Origin of the sequence: Paenalicyclobacillus cellulosilyticus (assembly GCF_014647315.1) — a bacterium.
In the GTDB taxonomy this organism is placed as follows: domain Bacteria; phylum Bacillota; class Bacilli; order Alicyclobacillales; family Alicyclobacillaceae; genus Alicyclobacillus_J; species Alicyclobacillus_J cellulosilyticus.
Genome location: NZ_BMOY01000032.1, coordinates 17,436 through 34,891 on the forward strand (window position 1 = coordinate 17,436; position 17,456 = coordinate 34,891).

17 protein-coding genes and 1 tRNA gene are annotated in these 17,456 nt (G+C 61.3%); 3 read left to right on the forward strand and 15 right to left on the reverse strand.

Annotated features, from left to right (window positions below; translation table 11 throughout):
- From IEX97_RS09925 to IEX97_RS09960, 8 genes are all read right to left on the reverse strand, one after another.
- Positions 1-1,434: a DUF512 domain-containing protein gene (locus IEX97_RS09925; RefSeq protein ID WP_188882732.1), complete on the reverse strand. Its 1,434-nt coding sequence runs from the start codon at positions 1,432-1,434 to the stop codon at positions 1-3.
- A gap of 111 nt (positions 1,435-1,545) precedes the next feature.
- On the reverse strand, positions 1,546-2,736 hold the full coding sequence (rpsA, locus tag IEX97_RS09930) for a 30S ribosomal protein S1 (RefSeq protein WP_229776776.1): 1,191 nt from the start codon (positions 2,734-2,736) through the stop codon (positions 1,546-1,548).
- A gap of 14 nt (positions 2,737-2,750) precedes the next feature.
- Complete coding sequence (locus IEX97_RS09935; RefSeq protein WP_188882734.1) at positions 2,751-3,389, reverse strand: lysophospholipid acyltransferase family protein; 639 nt, start codon at positions 3,387-3,389, stop codon at positions 2,751-2,753.
- The gene (gene cmk, locus IEX97_RS09940; RefSeq protein ID WP_188882736.1) at positions 3,382-4,059 is read right to left on the reverse strand and encodes a (d)CMP kinase; all 678 of its coding nucleotides are present in this window, start codon (positions 4,057-4,059) and stop codon (positions 3,382-3,384) included. Before cmk ends, IEX97_RS09935 begins: the two co-directional genes overlap by 8 nt.
- 99 nt (positions 4,060-4,158) lie before the next feature.
- Positions 4,159-4,611, reverse strand: a complete 453-nt coding sequence (locus tag IEX97_RS09945) for a hypothetical protein (RefSeq protein WP_229776778.1) — start codon at positions 4,609-4,611, stop codon at positions 4,159-4,161.
- A gap of 3 nt (positions 4,612-4,614) precedes the next feature.
- Positions 4,615-5,934 (reverse strand): PepSY1/2 domain-containing protein, encoded by a 1,320-nt coding sequence (locus IEX97_RS09950; protein ID WP_188882738.1) that lies wholly within the window; start codon positions 5,932-5,934, stop codon positions 4,615-4,617.
- Positions 5,935-5,958: 24 nt separating this feature from the next.
- Positions 5,959-6,693 (reverse strand): spore cortex-lytic enzyme, encoded by a 735-nt coding sequence (sleB, locus tag IEX97_RS09955; RefSeq protein ID WP_229776780.1) that lies wholly within the window; start codon positions 6,691-6,693, stop codon positions 5,959-5,961.
- Between the two features lie 541 nt (positions 6,694-7,234).
- Positions 7,235-8,572, reverse strand: a complete 1,338-nt coding sequence (locus IEX97_RS09960) for a Glu/Leu/Phe/Val family dehydrogenase (RefSeq protein WP_188882740.1) — start codon at positions 8,570-8,572, stop codon at positions 7,235-7,237.
- A 206-nt stretch (positions 8,573-8,778) separates the two neighbouring features.
- Here IEX97_RS09960 and IEX97_RS09965 point away from each other — a divergent pair, with 206 nt between their 5' ends.
- Both IEX97_RS09965 and IEX97_RS09970 read left to right on the forward strand, forming a co-directional pair.
- On the forward strand, positions 8,779-9,936 hold the full coding sequence (locus tag IEX97_RS09965; RefSeq protein WP_188882741.1) for an MFS transporter: 1,158 nt from the start codon (positions 8,779-8,781) through the stop codon (positions 9,934-9,936).
- Positions 9,937-9,998: 62 nt separating this feature from the next.
- Complete coding sequence (locus tag IEX97_RS09970) at positions 9,999-10,457, forward strand: DUF441 domain-containing protein (protein WP_188882743.1); 459 nt, start codon at positions 9,999-10,001, stop codon at positions 10,455-10,457.
- A 135-nt stretch (positions 10,458-10,592) separates the two neighbouring features.
- Here IEX97_RS09970 and IEX97_RS09975 read toward each other — a convergent pair whose 3' ends face one another.
- From IEX97_RS09975 to IEX97_RS09995, 6 genes are all read right to left on the reverse strand, one after another.
- The gene (locus IEX97_RS09975; RefSeq protein WP_188882745.1) at positions 10,593-11,180 is read right to left on the reverse strand and encodes an adaptor protein MecA; all 588 of its coding nucleotides are present in this window, start codon (positions 11,178-11,180) and stop codon (positions 10,593-10,595) included.
- 181 nt (positions 11,181-11,361) lie between these two features.
- Entirely contained in the window at positions 11,362-12,726 is a 1,365-nt protein-coding gene (gene pepV / locus IEX97_RS09980) for a dipeptidase PepV (RefSeq protein WP_229776782.1), read from the reverse strand.
- 136 nt (positions 12,727-12,862) lie between these two features.
- Complete coding sequence (locus IEX97_RS09985; RefSeq protein WP_188882747.1) at positions 12,863-13,843, reverse strand: substrate-binding domain-containing protein; 981 nt, start codon at positions 13,841-13,843, stop codon at positions 12,863-12,865.
- 227 nt (positions 13,844-14,070) lie between these two features.
- Positions 14,071-14,150: transfer RNA gene (locus IEX97_RS09990), tRNA-Leu, on the reverse strand.
- The gene (locus IEX97_RS13925) at positions 14,114-14,248 is read right to left on the reverse strand and encodes a hypothetical protein (RefSeq protein WP_268238335.1); all 135 of its coding nucleotides are present in this window, start codon (positions 14,246-14,248) and stop codon (positions 14,114-14,116) included. The genes IEX97_RS09990 and IEX97_RS13925 overlap by 37 nt, the downstream gene beginning before the upstream one ends.
- Positions 14,249-14,329: 81 nt before the next feature.
- Complete coding sequence (locus IEX97_RS09995; protein ID WP_188882748.1) at positions 14,330-15,745, reverse strand: UvrD-helicase domain-containing protein; 1,416 nt, start codon at positions 15,743-15,745, stop codon at positions 14,330-14,332.
- A 147-nt stretch (positions 15,746-15,892) separates the two neighbouring features.
- On the opposite strand from IEX97_RS09995, the gene IEX97_RS10000 reads away from it, so the two are divergent.
- Positions 15,893-16,585: a metallophosphoesterase gene (locus tag IEX97_RS10000; RefSeq protein WP_229776784.1), complete on the forward strand. Its 693-nt coding sequence runs from the start codon at positions 15,893-15,895 to the stop codon at positions 16,583-16,585.
- 433 nt (positions 16,586-17,018) lie between these two features.
- On the opposite strand, the gene IEX97_RS10005 is transcribed toward IEX97_RS10000, so the two are convergent.
- Entirely contained in the window at positions 17,019-17,366 is a 348-nt protein-coding gene (locus IEX97_RS10005) for a hypothetical protein (protein WP_188882752.1), read from the reverse strand.
- Between the last annotated feature and the right edge of the window lie 90 nt (positions 17,367-17,456).

Sequence of the window (17,456 nt, forward strand, 5' to 3'; positions counted from 1 at the left end):
TCATCCTCCCACTTGCTGCTCGGGCATCCTCTCGAACGACGCCGCCGGCCACGGTCCGCCCGGTACCATTCGTTCTCCCATCATCCGCAGCGTGGCCTCATAACGGCGCCGCGGCGGCAGGGATTGCGTGTAACCCATCACACCGTACATCAAACCGGTGGCCGTCGCAGGCACCACCGTGACGGAGATGTTCAGTTCCGACCGGATCTGATCGACGGTATAGTCGTCCAGCAGCACATCCTCGTCATCCTTGAGCAGGATATCGGGTAACAACAGGGTATCGATGCCGTTTAGTCTCCCCTGCAGCTGCCGGACGATGTCCTGGCCGGTCAACAGTCCGGTCACCGTCACGTGGTGTCCGTAAAAGTCGTTGCGGACAGGAAACACCTCGATGCGCAACCCGGGCACATGCGCGAGGCGGCGTAAAGACTGCCGGATCACTTTTTCTGCTGAGACGGCCGTCACCACGCCCACGCTGCGCTGCGGGACAGGCAACGCGCGCGGGACATGGGGCCAGATTTCCTCGAGTTCGTCGAGAAAACGGCGAATGACCCCAACCCCGTTTTCGGTTTGTGCGAATTCATCGTAATAAGAACTTGGCGGAACGTCCAAATCCGCCAAGACGTAAAACTCGTCCGCCGCATGGACAAACGAGGCATGGAGGATGGGCCGAAGCTTCTCTTGCCACATGTCCACTTGGGCCACGACTTGCCGTGCCTCTTCCGGCGTGAAGGGACGCAGCTTGTGCAAGCCGCGGCGGTGCTTGGTCAGTCCGACCGGGACGACGGAAAGCGTCCGGACTGCCGGATACAACGGGTAGAGGTCCGCAATGGTGCGGTCGAGTTCCGCGCCGTCATTCCATCCGGGACAGAGGACGACCTGGGTGTTCATCTCAATCCCGTGCTCAGCCAGAAACCTGATCTGGCGCATGATCTCGCCGGATCGCTTATTCCCGAGCATTCTCACCCGCAGTTCAGGATTCGTGGTATGCACCGAAATGTTGAGCGGCGACATGCGCAAATCGACAATCCGTTGCAACTCCTCGTCCTTGACGTTGGTCAGGGTGACAAAGTTGCCGTGGAGAAACGACAATCGGTAGTCGTCATCGCGCACGTTCAACGTCTGGCGCATGTTGCCCGGAATCTGGTCGACGAAACAAAACACGCACTTGTTGTGACAGAGCCGGATGCGGTCGACGGTCGGATACTCCCAATCGACGCCGAGCCCTTCGTCGTACCCTTTTTCCACCTCGAGCACCCAGACTTCGCCGTTCGCTTTCCGGACCTCGATTTCCAATTCCTCAGCGGCCAGTGCGAACTGCAGGTCCACAATGTCCTTGATGCGCTGGCCGTTGATGCGAACAATCTCGTCACCTGGCGCCAGCTCAAGCTCTTCGGCCAGCGAACCAGGATGAACCCTCGTGATCTTCGGCACGGGCTTCACCTCATTCGTCCATTATGAGCCAGGCTCGGCCCCTCCGTCAAACAAACGGGCACCGCGGCGCGGTGCCCTGATTTTCGTTTCGTTGTGCTGGCTCCTCGACGTTTATGAACGCTTAAACAAGTCTCCGAACAGGTCTCCCAAGGTGACCCCGCTCGCTTGATCCGCACCGGCCTCGAACGACTTGGTCTCACGGCCGCCCCGCCGCGGCTGAGCGTCCCGCATGGAGAGCGAGATCCGGCGCCGCTCCGGATCGATGGCCAGGACCTTCACCTGGACGGTTTGGCCAGGCGACAGCACGTCCGTCGCCTTCTCGACGTGCTGATGCGAGATCCGCGAGACGTGCACCAACCCTTCCAAGCCAGGCCGCACCTCCACAAATGCACCGAAGTCGACCACACGGCGCACCACGCCCGAGATCACGTCCCCCTCGCGCAATTCGTGAAGATACGTCGTCCAGGGGTCCGGACCTGCTTCTTTGATGGAGAGCGACACGCGTCCCGCATCGGGATCGACCGCGAGGACTTTGACTTGCACCGTATCGCCGACCTTGACCACTTCCGACGGATGCTGCACATGTTGCCGCGACAACTCGGAGATGTGGACGAGTCCGTCGACGCCGCCGATGTCGACAAACGCGCCAAAGCTCGTCAAGCGGGCCACCGTACCGGTCAAGACATCGCCGACCCGGATGGATTCGAGACGCGCCTTCACCGCCTGCCGCTGTTGCTCTTCGAGCGCCGCCTTGCGGGAGAGGATCAGCTTGTTGTTCTCCGGGTCTATCTCGTTGACCTTCACCGGGATCGTTTGGCCTTTGAACTGTTCCAAGTTCTCGACGAACTGGACGTCGACGAGGGAAGCAGGGATGAAGCCGCGCACCCCGACGTCGGTCACGAGACCGCCCTTGACCACGTCATGGACCACCACGTCAAACGTCTCCTGGCTGTCGTACAGCTGCTTCAGCCGCCGCCATGCTTCCGTTTCTCCGACCTTGCGCTTGGACAACACCCACTGCCCGGTGCGTTGATCGAAGTGCAACACCACCGCCTCAATCACGTCGCCCGGTGACACCACTTCGCTCGGATGATCCACATGCAGGACGGACAACTCGCGAATGGGGATGACTCCCCGCGTCTTGCCGTCCGACAGCGTGACCAGCACGCGTTTATCCTCAACACCGGTAACGGTGGCGGAAACCTGTTGTCCCGGCGCATACTCCGGTGCGCCGCCTGGGGCGTCGTGCACCATCCCAGCGCTTTCTTCCACCTGTGTCACATCCCGCAACTCTTCCGTCATGACGACGACCTCCTTCATCCCGAACCAGATCCCGATGCTCTCTCCGACGGGCGGTCAGCGTGACCTTCGTCCAGCAAGGCCTGGATTCGTTGCATTAGTCTCTCCAACAACGCCTCGTTTGTATCGTCAGGCCGCGCGGTGATGGGTTCACCGATGCGCACGGTCAGCGGTCCGCGAAAACGGTAGGGACCGATGATGGCGATGGGGACGATGGGACAATTGGCCCGGCGCGCGATGTGCACAACCCCCGGCATGGCCGGCAACAAACGTCCGGTGCGGGAGCGGTGTCCTTCCGGAAAAATGCACAAACACCCGCCCGCAGCCGTGACCTCGATACAGCGTCGGATGGCCTGCTTGTCGTTTCCTCCACGGCGAACGGGGATGCCGCCCAGATACGTCAACAGCCGAACCAGCGGTCGCCACCGGAACAGTTCGACCTTGGCGAGGAAGTGGACGAAACGGGTGGTACAGCAGCCGATCAACGGAGGATCGAGGTTATGTATGTGGTTGCTCGCCAGAATGACAGGACCTTCTTCCGGGATGTTTTCCGCACCGACCACTCGCCACCGGTATGCCAATCTGAAATAGGAAACCACGACGACGCGGCAGAAACGATAGAATCCATCGCGGCGCGGATCGTGCAACTCAGCCATGATGCACCTGCCGGACAATCGAAAGGATCCGTTCGACCACCTCGTCCACCGTCATATCCGTGGAATCGATGCATATCGCGTCGTCCGGACGCCGAAGCGGCGCACAGGCGCGCGACGTATCCCGCTCATCCCGCTCGCGCAGGCTGTGCAACAGTTCTTCCACGGAGACGGAAAACCCTTTGGCAGCCAGTTCATCCGCCCGGCGGCGCGCACGCTCCCGGATATCTGCCGTCAGGTAAATCTTGACCGGCGCATCGGGCATCACCACCGTGCCGATGTCGCGCCCGTCCATCACCACGCTTTGCGAGCGGCTGAAACTGCGCTGCCATTCCGTAAGAATGCGCCGGATCTCAGGATGCGCGGACAACTGAGACACCGCGGCCGACACCTCGGGCGTACGGAGTTCAGAGGTGATGTTCGCTCCGTCCACGTACACATCAAACATCCCGTGTCCGTTGCGTTCAAACCGCAGCTCATGCTGACGGAGCAGCCGGATCAACCCCTGTTCATCCGCTGGTGATACCCCGTGGCGCAGCGCCAACCATGCCACCGCCCGGTACATCGCCCCTGTGTCGACGTACACGATGCCCAGACGCCGGGCCACTTCTTTTGCCACAGTGCTCTTGCCCGCACCGGCCGGACCATCGATGGCGATGCATAGATGGTGCATGAACCAAGTCCTCCACGTTCTCAAAGTAAAAAGCAGGCTGCACGCCCGCCCACCTGAACCATGAGATGCTTGGTAAACCCGAGTCCAGCCAACCCTATACTAGCACACGGAGGAAAACTCCCGCAACAACACCACCATGCGTTCACCCGGCTTGACAGGGAACACCTGCCCCGATGCGGGCGACACGAAAACCGGGCCAGCGTGATCGACCACCACCTGCCAAGCGGGGTTCGCCTCGTCTGCCGCAAACGACAGGACATCTCCGTTTTGTACGTCGACCTGGACACAATCCTGGCGAAAATCTGCCACCTTCCGGCCGTTGCGCAAGAGCCGCAGCTGCGGCGCCGGACGGGCCGGCGACAAATACAGGGTCAACGTGGCATGGCGAGGGACGCATGGCGAGGCCACCCGCATAAAGCGGTGTTCCCAGGCGTCGAACGTCCGCCGCACGTTCAGGTTCTGCGCCAACGCTTGAACCAACATGGTGGCCAAGCCCAGTCCCCATGCGGACAGGATGAGCCACCTGTCGATAGAGAGCCGCGCACGCAACACACATCACACCGTGCGATCGGTCAAACGGTCGGTTTCCAACTCGCGGCCCGTGCGGGCGTCGATGTACATGCGATACGTCTCCCCGTCGTACGTGCCGTAGACAGCCACGGCAGGCTGATACCGGCCTTTCGCATCCTTGACAATCACGTCGCGCATCATCTCCACGCGAAAGACGGGATTCAACCGGCGGCGAATCTGCTCGTCCGTCAGCGTGCGCGGCGGCAACGGCAAAACAGGTTTGCCGACGTCTCCAGCCTGCGCGAAGCCAATCACCCGAAGATCGGCGAGCGATACCTTGACCGACAGCTGACGGTCGACGACGGGATCCCCGTGGACGGTCGGCGAGCATACGTAATAACCCACGTTGCCGTACTGCATCCCGTCCATCACCGCGACGGGGCCAAAACCACGGCTGCGCAACCAAGCGACGGCACGGTCCTCCGCGTCGGCAAAATCGAATTTTGCCGCGCCTTGCCCGCCACTCAACGTAAAGGCGATCACGTGCCCGCCATGGCGGGTGACATAACCGACAATCCGCTTTTGGCCTGACGTCTGACCCACGACAAGCCATGTTCGTCCCTGACGGCCCTGGCCCAACGCCTGCACCTGCCAATCTGCCGCAGGCCCGGCCACGCCGGCAAACGACGCGAGTCGTCGGGCGGCAGTCATTGGGTCGACCTCGGGTTCGCGTGCAAACGAGTCCGCCGCAACAGGTTGCACGTTCGCCCGGACACGGCTTTCGACGAACGTACCCGCCTCGCCGTCGAGACGCCGAAACCCGTCCACCATTTGGTTGTCTGACTTGCCGTCGGCCAACGCCTGTTGAACCGCAAGCCAGCGGAGGCGATCCGGCGCCATCACGTCCGTGAGCGCGGCCAGCCGGGCGGACACGGTGTGTGCCCGCGCGTACAGGGTCTGCAGGGACTTGTTCACCGCGCGTTCCGTGGGCCGCACACCTTGATCCAACCAATCGTTGGCTTCTTGGGCCACATCGGATAAAAACTGTTGCACGTTGTGCATCGGCAGCAAGCCGTAGGGCAGGCGCGCGACGTCCCCTTGCGCGGCGTAACTCAACCGCCACATGTCTCGCAAACGGTTGTCCCATGCAGTCGGATCGCTGGTGATGATCGCCTTGCCGATCTCGGTTTCGAGCGCATTCACGTGGGCAACCAATTCGTGGAACGATGCTTCATACTGGTTTTCCGCCTGCAGCGCCAAAGCCTGCCGCTGACGGTACTGGTCGTATCCCCACCACCCTGTGGCCGCGCCAAACACGACGGCAGCCAGGACCGGGATGGCGATCCATGTCGTCCGGTGGAGCATACGCATCCCCCTCTCACCCGAAAGTCACAGTGTGAAGATGTGGCTGCCGATGCGCGCAATCTGCGGGCGCGACCAGATCCACCTGCTGGTCGCCTTCGCAGGATTGAAGTAGTACAGTGCCCCGTGCGTCGGATCCCAGCCGTGGATGGCATCGAGCACCGCCTGGAGCGATGTCTCGTCCGGCGGCAAATTGATCTGGCCGTCACTGACCGCGTCAAACGCGCCTGGTTGGTAGATGATGGCGGGAATGCTGTGCGGAAACTTCGGGCTGTGCAGCCGGTTTAAAATCACGGCGGCCACCGCCACCTGCCCCTCAAACGGCTCTCCCCGCGCCTCACCGTACACCACGTGCTGCATCAACCGGATGTCGGAGGCGCTCAGACCCTGAACACGGGAAGGCAAGGCGTGGTTCGACGCGGACCGAGATCCGCCGCTTCTGCGCCAATGCCAATTCGGCGTCGCCTTCACCAGCATCCGTTTTGTCTTTGGACCGACCACCCCGTCTACCTTCATCCCGAAGTTATATTGAAACGTCCGCACCGCCCAATACGTCTTCCAGCCGAACAAGCCGTCCACGCGCCCCCAGTAATACCCAAGCAGGCGCAAACGGCTCTGTAATTCGTAGACGTCGTCACCGCGACTCCCGTACACCAGATGGCGGGCGGTGAACGCCATCGCTTGCGGCGCTGCGGCCAAGGGGGTGAAAACGACCACCAGCGCGATCGCGAGGACGAACAACAGGACCCTCAACAGTTTCATCAGGCACATGCCTCCCATGCCCGCTGGTTTTCGGTCCGTATTGTCCCATGGCGACAAAAAAATATGCCTGGCGGGATATGCCAGGCAATGGGCCGGGAAACAGTCCGGAAGTCCGGACGCACATGGAAGGATGGGTGCCGGCCTCGGCTTAATTGAGCGGTTCGATGTCGAAATCGTCTTCGTTGTCACACAGGCAACGCTTGAAGCCTGTCTCGATGTGTCCCTTGGCGTCACGCACGCCGCGCAGTATGAACGATTCTCCGCACTTACGACAGCGGATGTGAACTTTGACCCTTTGGCTGGACCCTGCCATCTCTGCACTCACCCCTTGCGATGCGAGTGTTTCCGACCGCATGAGCGCCTATACCTCCCACACACGTATCATACTCGAATGGCGTTGCGGGACAAGCCGTAGTCACCCTTCGCCGCCCGGGGTCCGATTCCCTCCTCCGCGAGCGGCTTCCCTTCCGCGCGCATGCCGTGCACGCGGCTTCCAAGCAGGTCTGAGCACCCGGCTTCCGGACAGGTCTGTGCCAAGCGGTCAAATCCATCCGCGCCAACGCACCGCTTCCGCCAAGCGGCGCACGCCGACAATGTAAGCCGCAAGCCGCATGTCACACTTGTAGCGCCGGGCGGTGTCATACACCCTGTGAAAACTCTCGCGCAACAGCGTACCCAGGCGTTGCTGGACCTCTTCTTCCGTCCAATAAAAGCCCTGATTGTTTTGCACCCACTCCAGATAGGACGCGATCACGCTGCCGAGATGAGCGACCACATCGGGTACGACCAAGGCACCTGCAGCCGCCAGCCGCCGCGTCGCCATCGGGGTCAAGGCGGCATGGGCTGCCTCGACCACCACTTGGGCATGCAGGAGGTGTGCTTGCGCTTCGGTCACCTGGTGGTCGGCGAGCGCGAGGACGAGCACGTCGCACGGTTTGCTGAGCAACTCCGCGTTGGAGATGGTGTTCCGGAACCACTTGGTCACCGCGCCGAACGAATCGCGCCGCTCCAACAAGGCATCGACGTCGAGCCCGTCCTCATCGTACAGGGCGCCGTGGGCATCGGAAATCCCGACGACACGCGCACCGGCATCAGCCAAATATTTGGCGACATGGCTGCCAATCCGCCCGAACCCCTGCACCATCACGCGCACGCCTGACCACGTAAGGTTGCGCACCTTGGCCGCTTCCTCCAGACACAAGGCCACACCGCGCGCGGTCACACCTTCACGCCCGCGCGTCCCTCCCAAGACCTGCGGTTTGCCGGTGATGAAGCCCGGCGAGTCGTGTTCACGGATGCGGGAGTATTCATCGAACATCCACGCCATCGCCTGCGCGTGGCTGAATGCGTCCGGAGACGGGATGTCTTTCGTGGGCCCGACGATTTGGCTGATCGACCGGACGTACGCGCGGCAAAGGCGTTCCAATTCCGCGAACGACAGATCGCGCGGGTCGGCTGCAATCCCTCCCATCGCGCCGCCGAAAGGCAGATTGGCGATGCCGCAACGGACGCTCATCCACGCGGCCCATGCTGCCACATCGTCTTCCCGCACGTCCGCTTGCAGCCGAATGCCGCCCATCGTGGGCCCGACCGCATCGTTGTGTTGGGCGCGAAAACCTGTGAACACGCGCACACGGCCGTCGTCCATGCGGACAGGAAAACGGACCGTCAAGACGCGCAGCGGTGCCTTCAAAAGCTCAAACATCTGCTCGTCGTAACCCAAGACATGGAGCGCTTCCGCAATGACGGCCTGCGTGTTCGCCAATGCAGCATGTCCGGGTGCCGCAGCCGCAGACACATCGGCATGCACGCGTGCGCCGGCGGCAGGTTGTTTGCTCTCCTCTCCACCCGGCGCCGGCACAGACTGCGTATGTTCCATCGAGCCATCACCCTCGCGAAGGTATCCACATGCAGGTCTGTTTCAAGATGCCATGAACAAGCCTTCAACAGTATACATCGCCGCCCAACGACTTTCAAAAACTACGATTCCACAGAAATGGTGTCATGAAGGAGGACTGTATCATCTTGCCATCCCACCGCACGCATCCCCGCCAAACGTGCGCGGCATCCATGGTACCCGGTGCCATGTTAGCCTTCGTACCGCTGGTGATGGTCCTTGGCAATTCGGCCATGATCCCCGTGCTGCCCGAGTTACGGCATCACCTCCGCATCAGTGTCGTTCAGTCCAGCCTGCTCATCACGGTGTTCTCCGTGGCAGCCGGGGTTACCATCCCGGTGGCCGGATATCTCTCCGATTGGATAGGCCGCAAACGGATCGTCGTCCCGGGGCTGCTGTTGTTCGGGGCCGGCGGGGCTTGTTCCGGTTTGGCGGCGTGGCTTTGTCCGCATCCGTGGGGTTGGCTGCTGGCTGGTCGGGTGATCCAGGGTGTGGGGGCCGCAGGGACTGCCCCCATCGCCTTGGCGTGGATCGGCGACATGTATGCAGGTCCTGCGCGCGCGCAAGTCCTTGCCTGGAACGAGGCCGGCAATGCCATCGGGAAGTGCATCAGCCCTGTCCTGGGCGGACTCGCCATCCTGTTGGCCTGGCATGCCGTCTTCTTTATTTTCCCAGCGATCGCGCTGTGGGTGGGCGGACTGATCCTGATGGCTGTCCCCGACGCATCAGGCCGCCATGTTGCAGGGCGTGCAGGACGGTTCCGCCAGGTCTTTGACGTCATCCGGCGGCATGCCACGCAAATCGCCTTCGTCTCGGTCACAGGCGGCTGCGCGCTGTTCAACCTGTTCGGAGCCCTGTTCATGCTTGCGCACGCGATGGCGGCGGGATCACGCTTGCACGGTCTCGTGCGCGGACTCGTGTTGGCCATCCCGCTGCTGGTGTTGAGCGTAAGCGCCCTTGGCACCGGTTGGTTCATCCGGACACACCCCCATCGCCTGCGGTGGATGGTCCGCACCGGTTGGTGCATCACCTGCGGATCGCTCGCCACGGACGGATGGTGCGTGCATCACCCCGCCGTATTTGTGGTATCGGTGAGCGCCGGGGCGCTCGGCACAGGGCTCGTCATGCCCAGCCTCAGCACCATCATCACGTCGCTCGTCGCCAGCGCCCATCGCGGGGGAGTGACAAGTTTGTACAGCGGGATGCGCTTCATCGGTGCTGCGTTTGGACCGCCTGCGTTCGCAAGTTGGGGGATGCGTGCACCCACCGTCTGCTTTCTCGCCGCCGCAGGACTCGCCGCAGCATGCGCAGCGGCCTGGTGGATGGCGGGTCGCCCTTCATCATGAAGCGGTGCACGTTCGCATACGCATACGGGAGAAGCTTTTCCCCGAGGGGAGCACTCGCCAAGATGACCGCCGAGATGATCCTCATTTTGCTGCTTGTCGTCGGTGTCATCGGCCGCGTGAACACGCTCGCGGCTGCTGCCTGCATGCTGTTGGCGGTCCGGCTGCTGCACTTGGGCAGATATTTTCCGCTCATCGAGCGTCGAAGCTTAGAAGTGGGGTTGCTGTGTTTGATGATTTCCATCCTCGTCCCTGTGGCGGCAGGGGAGGTCGGCACACGGGAACTGACGGCTTCCCTGTTCAGCGTCCCGGGTTGGGTCACGCTGTTCAGCGCCGTACTGGCCACGATCCTCAATGCGCACGGCCTTTCGTTGCTCCAGAACCATCCATCGCTCTTGATCTGCGTGGTCCTGGGAGCGGTCATCGGGATCGTCGTGTTTCACGGCATGCCCATCGGGCCGTTGATGGCGACATCCCTCGCGGCGTGCATATTGTGGGTGCTCGATTTGCTGCGGGGACATTGAACCAAAAACGGCGAGGGGAACGAGAAGCGGAGGAGACGAAACGGTGAGAGAAACAGGGCGGCGAGGAGGGGACGCCGCCCTGTCACGCCTTCACCAAATCCCCGGGATGGCGAATCCTGCAAAAGACAAGATGGATCACAACGGAAACTGTGCCGCAATGCGGTCAAACGCCCGGCGGCGCACGATGGCACGCCCGTACTCCTCAAGCAACGCCGCCGTCACGGCGGAGTATTCGCCGTACTCGTGCAGGACGGACCACACGGCGTCATACACGTCTTCGCGCACACTGTCTTCCTCTATGAACACATGGTACTCGCCGTGGTAGTCATACAACGTGGCCTCGATACCGCGTCCGGCGAGCGCATGCGATACACGAACGACATCTTCGAAGTCGGCGAACCGAAAGACGAAGGTCGAGAAGTAATCCGATGCGATCTCGGCATCCAACTCATCTTCCTCATCATCTCGTCCGCCTGGCAAACTCGGCACCCGCGTCACGATGACGTAGACGCCCTCGGATGGCATCGTGAACGCCTCCACCGCGATGGGGCCCGCGATCTCGAATCCTACCTCGGTGTACGCAGTCTCCATCATGTCCCAGAAAAGCTCTTGGACCTTTCGCCCGTTTTGCCAGATCTCATCGCGATCGATCCCGCGCTCTTCCAGATCGTCAAAGCTGATGAAGATGCGCACCTTATCTTTGGCGATCCGTTCCACCCGCATCGAGTCTCCCCTCCTTCGGGATCCGAGGATGTGTACTAAATATACACCGGCGCACCGAATTTGGCTATCCAAAACGTTGGCTACGCTCTCCGGATGTTCTCTCCACGGGGGTGCGGATGGACGACGCGCACATGGCAAAGGATGGCGTGCGGATACCCTGCTTTACTTCGATGCGCGTGGGTTACAACGCATGAGCCAATTCCGCCATCGCCCGCGCATAGATGACGACACAGCGCAGGTAATCCTGCAACGACCAAGATTCGTCGCGTTGGTGGGCCAAGTCGGGTTGATGGGGGAACCTGGGGCCAAACGCGACCACGTTTGGAATCGCGCGCGCATACGTGGCACCTCCGATGGCGAGCGGTTCTCCGGGATCTCCCGTCACTTCTTGGTACACACGCAAGAGCGTGCTGACCACCGGACTGTCTTTCGGAACGTAGAGGGGCGGCAAATGCTCGATGAGACGCACATGCCACCGGTCGGGAACACGCGCCTGACAACGGCTGATCACATCATCCACGGAAGCGCGCACCGGATAACGCACGTCACAACAAAACACGTATTCCCCGCCCTGTAACGCGCCCGTTCCGAGGTTGACGGTCAACGATCCGCTCACTTCGTCCGCCATGTCGATCCCCAAAGCCTTGCCGGAAGGATCTTGGGCGGCGATAAATCGCCACATCGTGGCATTGGAAACCGGCTGCAACGACAACAGGAATGCCAGTCTGATGAGCGCGTTGACCCCAGCATCCGGCGTACTGCCGTGTGCAGAGACTCCGCGTACCGTTGCCCACACCTTTGTCCCGTCGACGTGCATGTCGAGATCGATCTGCTTCTGCTTGGCTTCTTTATACCATCTCTGCTCCCATTCCCGGGCGGCCGTCTCCGACAAACAGTCCACCTCGACGGTTGCGGCATCGGGGACCATATTCACCCGCTGGCCGCCAGCAAAACGAACGACACGCGGAGACATGGAATCTTCTTCCGCACGCATGGTCAACTGCAGGGTCGCCACACCTTTTTCCGCATAAATGAGCGGGAATTCTGCATCCGGCGTAAACCCCCCCAGAGGCAGCGGCTGCTTGGTGAAGTAATGCCGGACGCACGCCCAACCGCTCTCTTCATTTAAACCGAAGATGAGGCGGATCTTTCGCCGTGGCCGCACGCCGAGCTCCCGCAACGCGATGAGCGCCCAGAGCGTGCTGAGCGCCGGTCCCTTGTCGTCGATGGCACCGCGGGCGAACACGCGCTCATGATGAATTTCCGCCGCAAACGGGGGATGCGTCCAGCCTGCCCCCGCGGGCACCACATCCAGGTGAGACAAGACGGCGACATACTCGTCTCCTTCCCCGTACTCGGCGTGTCCGGCATAACCGTCGATGTTTGCCGTCCGCAAGCCATGGCGCGCCGCCAGGTCCAACACGTAGGCCAGCGCGTTGGCCGGCCCCGGGCCGAACGGTTGACCATCTGCAGGATGGCCTTGTACGCTCTCAATCTGCAGCAATTCCACGAGCGTTTGCACCATCTCGTCGCGATGGTTCGCCACAAATGCCTCCAAAGCGTCAAGCACGCACAGGCACCCCTTCTCTGCTGGGCCTCACCTTGCGGATGTCCTCGTCCGACGAGGAAGATGACACCTCCCCGCAGGCGTCATGTGCGGACACCGAAGGAGGCAGACGGGTTCAGGTGGACTGGCGCTCGACCACGATGTGCTGCAGAATGACGTTATAACTTTCGACAGGCTCATCATGCAGGAGCTTGGTCAAAAGGCGCATGGAGACCGCCCCGAAATCATACATCGGCTGCGCAATCACGGTCATCTCCGGCCTCACCATGGTCGCGAGCCGCGTGTTATCGAACGCCATGACTTTGACATCCTCCGGGACGCGTTTCCCGCAATCCTGGACTGCGTGAATCGAAGCCAAACCGAGCTCATCCGACGCAGCCACAATGCCATCCACGTTGTGATCGGTCAAAAACGTCTTCAAGATGGGCAAGGCGTGTTCGTAGCGCCCGCTCGCCACCTCCACACGGAAAAACTGGCCCTTGGGCACCACGGACGCCAATCCGGCTCCACGCCGGTCGCTCAATACGGATACTCCCTTCGGCGTGGTCACATAGGCGATGCGCTGACAACCGCGTTCCAAGAGATACGCCGCAGCATCCTTTCCTGCCCGCCGGTTGTCGATGTTCACCGAAGGGATGCGGCGCTCAGGATCTTCGGTCGCGCACAATACGACAGGGATCTGTGCCTGTTCAAACGCATCGACGTGCTCCTTCACCAAACGATGGGTCATGTAGACGATACCGTCCACTTGCTTTTCCCACATCGTCCCGACCAAGTCGACTTCCCGTTGCAATTGCGCGTCCGAGTTGGTCAGAATGATATGATAATCGTACATGGTCGCGATGTCTTCGATGCCGCGGACGACTTCGGCGACAAACGCAGCCGATACGTCAGGGACAATCACGCCGATGGTTCGTGTCTTTTTGCTGGCAAGACCGCGCGCGACGGCGTTCGGCCGGTAACCCAATTTCGCGATGGCTTCCAGCACACGCTGCTTGGTGTCCTCACGCACCACAGCCGTGCCGTTGAGTACGCGCGATACTGTCGCCATTGAAACCTTGGCTTCCCGGGCGACATCATAGATGGTCACAGGCATCTTCGTCACCCCACGCGTTTTTCTTATCATAACACGTCCGAAAACGCCTGCACAAACCAGTTCCCGCCTGCACGGCATGTTCGGGTGCCTGATGCACACGTGGACCGTGACGATGCATCCCGCCCGCATCGGATGGGTGGTGAAATCATCGAGCCGTGCCCGAGCTACAAAATAAATAAAAAAAGGCAAGACCCCTGCCTCGAAGCAGGTTCACTTGCCCCTTTGAATGCGGGTGAAGGGACTCGAACCCCCACGGTTGCCCGCCAGAACCTAAATCTGGTGCGTCTGCCAATTCCGCCACACCCGCATGAACGCTTGCGTTCGCGGGGGCGCTTCGCCGGCCGGACGCAACCACCGGGAAGGCCGTTGCAGGATGGTCTCCCGCCAGCCGGTGTTGCCAGGCATCAGCTCACCCCCGCCGCCCCGGCGCCTCTTGCAACGGCGAAAATTAAGATAGCATATCCCGTGTCCGCTGTCCAGCGAAAGTTACGACTCACCCGGCTCCATCCACAATCCACTCTCGCGGAGGTAGGGCAGGGGTTGCACGGGGATGCCCGCCATCCGTTCCGGCACATGAAGAAACAGGCGCTGCTTCGCACGCGTCATCGCCACATAAAACAACCGCCGTTCCTCCTCGCCCGCATCAGAAAAACGGTCTGCGCCTAACCCGTCGCAACCAGTCAGCCTCCCAGACAGCCTCCGGCGGTTCCGTTCTCCAGCGGCCGGAAACAAGTAAGGATTCGGGAAGGCACAACCAATCAGGTGTACCTCATCCCATTCCTTTCCTTTCGCGTCGTGAAACGTACGCAACTCTACACCCGTGCCGGCGAGCCAAGGCCACAGAGCGGCCAGCTGCTTTCTCGTTCGGGCAAGCACGGCCACCTTCTCTCCGAGGATGTCCTGACCCGCAGAGGTCATGCCCAAGACCCCGCTTTGCTGCAATGGTTTGACCACGCCGGCAGCTTGGGCGTGCTCATCACGCCATCGCAAGCAATGCACCTGGCCTGCGTGGCCAACCCCGGCGCACACGCGCTTTTCGATCCGCTGACGATTGTGACGGATCAAGCGCTGCGTACACTGGATGATCTCCGTACCCGAACGAAAGTTCACGTCAAGCACATGGACGGATGCGCATGGCATCGTTTGCGGAAATTGCAACAACCACTCCGGGTTCGCACCCCGAAACCCGTATATCGCCTGGTCGTCGTCGCCGACGACGAAGACAGGGATATCGTACATCCGGTGCCACGCCTGGATGATTTGCCACTGCACCGTATTCGTATCCTGAAACTCGTCGACCAACAAGTATCTGAACGGCGGAGGACCCACCGCACGGTCATGAAGCAAGCCACAATACATCATGAGGATATCGTCATAGTCCCAACGCGCAGCGCGGCGCTTGCTCCGTTCGTAAGCGGCGACGACCCGGCGAACCTCTCGCGGCAGCCCGTCCGTACAGAGAGGCCATCGGGACTTCAAACGGCTCAACCAGCCGATCCACCGCACAATGTCTGTCTGAGCATGCGGCATGCCGAAGGAACGGAGCACCTGCCGCAGCAGGAGGCCCTGTTCGCGGGCATGGAGCACCACCTGGACACGGCGGCCCGACTGCAGCAATAAGTGAAAGATCCGGCTGTGAAACGTCCCGATAAACAAAGACAACGCGTCGCGCCCCTGCAAAAGATCCAACTGCCGCAACCGTGTCCCGACATCTTGAGCCGCTTCGCGGGTAAACGTGATCACGCTCACCTCGCGCGAACGCACAAAGCGGTGTTGAACCACGTGCGCGACGTGGGCCACCAGAGTGGTGGTCTTGCCGCTGCCCGGTGTGGCAAACACCGCCGTGTTGCCAGGGGGTTGGTGGATCACGCGCCACTGAGCTTCCGTCCACTGCCCGCGCATACGTGCACCCCCAGTGTCGCGCATCCTCTTGAACCATTATCCGTGCAAGAAGTCCGGCCGGCGATGACGGCGAGAAGAATACATCTCCCCGACACGACAACCCGCGGTGGTTTTGCTATCATCGGAGCGAAGGGAGCGATTCGACCTGTGTTGTTCGCCATCGCGGACTTACACCTGTCCCACGGCACGGACAAACCGATGGACGTTTTTGGCGACCACTGGTCCCACCATACCGATCGCATTGCCCGCGCGTGGCGAGCAAAAGTGTCCGCTGCGGATACCGTCCTGTTGCCGGGAGACTTGTCCTGGGCGATGACGCTGGCGGAAGCTGCCGAAGACCTGGCGTGGATCGGCCGTTTGCCTGGAAAAAAGGTGATCCTGCGCGGAAATCACGATTATTGGTGGGGGGGCATCGGGAAGGTCAGACGAGCACTCCCCCCCGATGTGTATGCCATCCAAAACGACGCGCTGCTGGCGGAATCCTTCGCGATTTGCGGCACCCGCGGTTGGTTGTTGCCCAGTCACCCGAGGTTTACCGAAGAGGATATGGCCATCTACCGCCGGGAAGGTGAACGGCTTCGCCTGTCCTTACAACAAGCAAAGCGGCTCGGCAGACCCCTCATCGCGATGATGCACTTTCCACCTTGCGGACCCGAAGGAGAGGAAACGCTGTTCACGCAACTGCTCGAGGCGTTCGGCGTCAAGGTATGCGTGTACGGCCATTTGCATGGCCCGGCGCACCGTTATCGATTTGAAGGATGGTTGCGCGGCGTCTGGTATCAGTTGGTCAGCGCAGATTACGTGCAGTTTGAACCGGTTCCCGTAAAGTTGCCGTTCTGACGAAGGCGCACCTGAAAGGCCGCAGCAAGTCCTGCTGCGGCCGCGGCCCAACATCCACAACCGGAACATCCCTGATACCGCGGAAGCATCACTGAGGTACCTCCCGAGACCGGCGCAGGTGATGCTGTGCCTGATACGACCGAGCTTCCCTGGCGAGATCGGCCGCTTGGCGCAGTGCCTCGACCGCTTGACCTGCTGAGAACTGGATGTGCTGCAGGTCGGCCGCTTGCCGGATGCATCGTGATCGATCTCGTGCAAAGCTTCTGCCGTCAACTGCCGTAGACCATCCACAATCTGATACGCCTCCGCCACCCGTTCCCGGATGGCCGCAAAGCGATCCGCCTGTTCATGGTGCGCCACACCATCGCCTCCTTTGCAGGAACCTCATGCTGTACGGCGCGTGTGATCTTACCGTGCCCGCCACCGGCTCACGCTATCCCTCGCTGCCTTGTCCGCCGCCATCCAAACCGGCCTTGCGGCACAAAAACACACCGTAGCCCAAGGGGCCGTGGTTTCGTTGCATCCAACCCGCGTTTTCCGCCAAGACCTTCAACACGTGCGGGTCGCGCAAGGCCCCTGGCGAAGCCAAATCGACGTCGTCCGGTTCGGCGACACGCAACATATCCTCCATGTGCACGGATCGCGTCGCCAAGACCTCCACGGTGAACCCCGCGGCGGCAAAAACTTGTTTCCATCCAGCCAAATCGGGGACGAAGCGGGCTCCATAGACCTTCGCAGCCGACGCCCTCCATTCGCTGGTCACCGGGCCGAGCACCAACATCTCCACATCCACGTAGAAACGTGAGCGTCAAATAGCGCACACCTGGCGTCAGTCCGTCTTCTGCGAGATGATCCCCTCCAGAATCCAGTC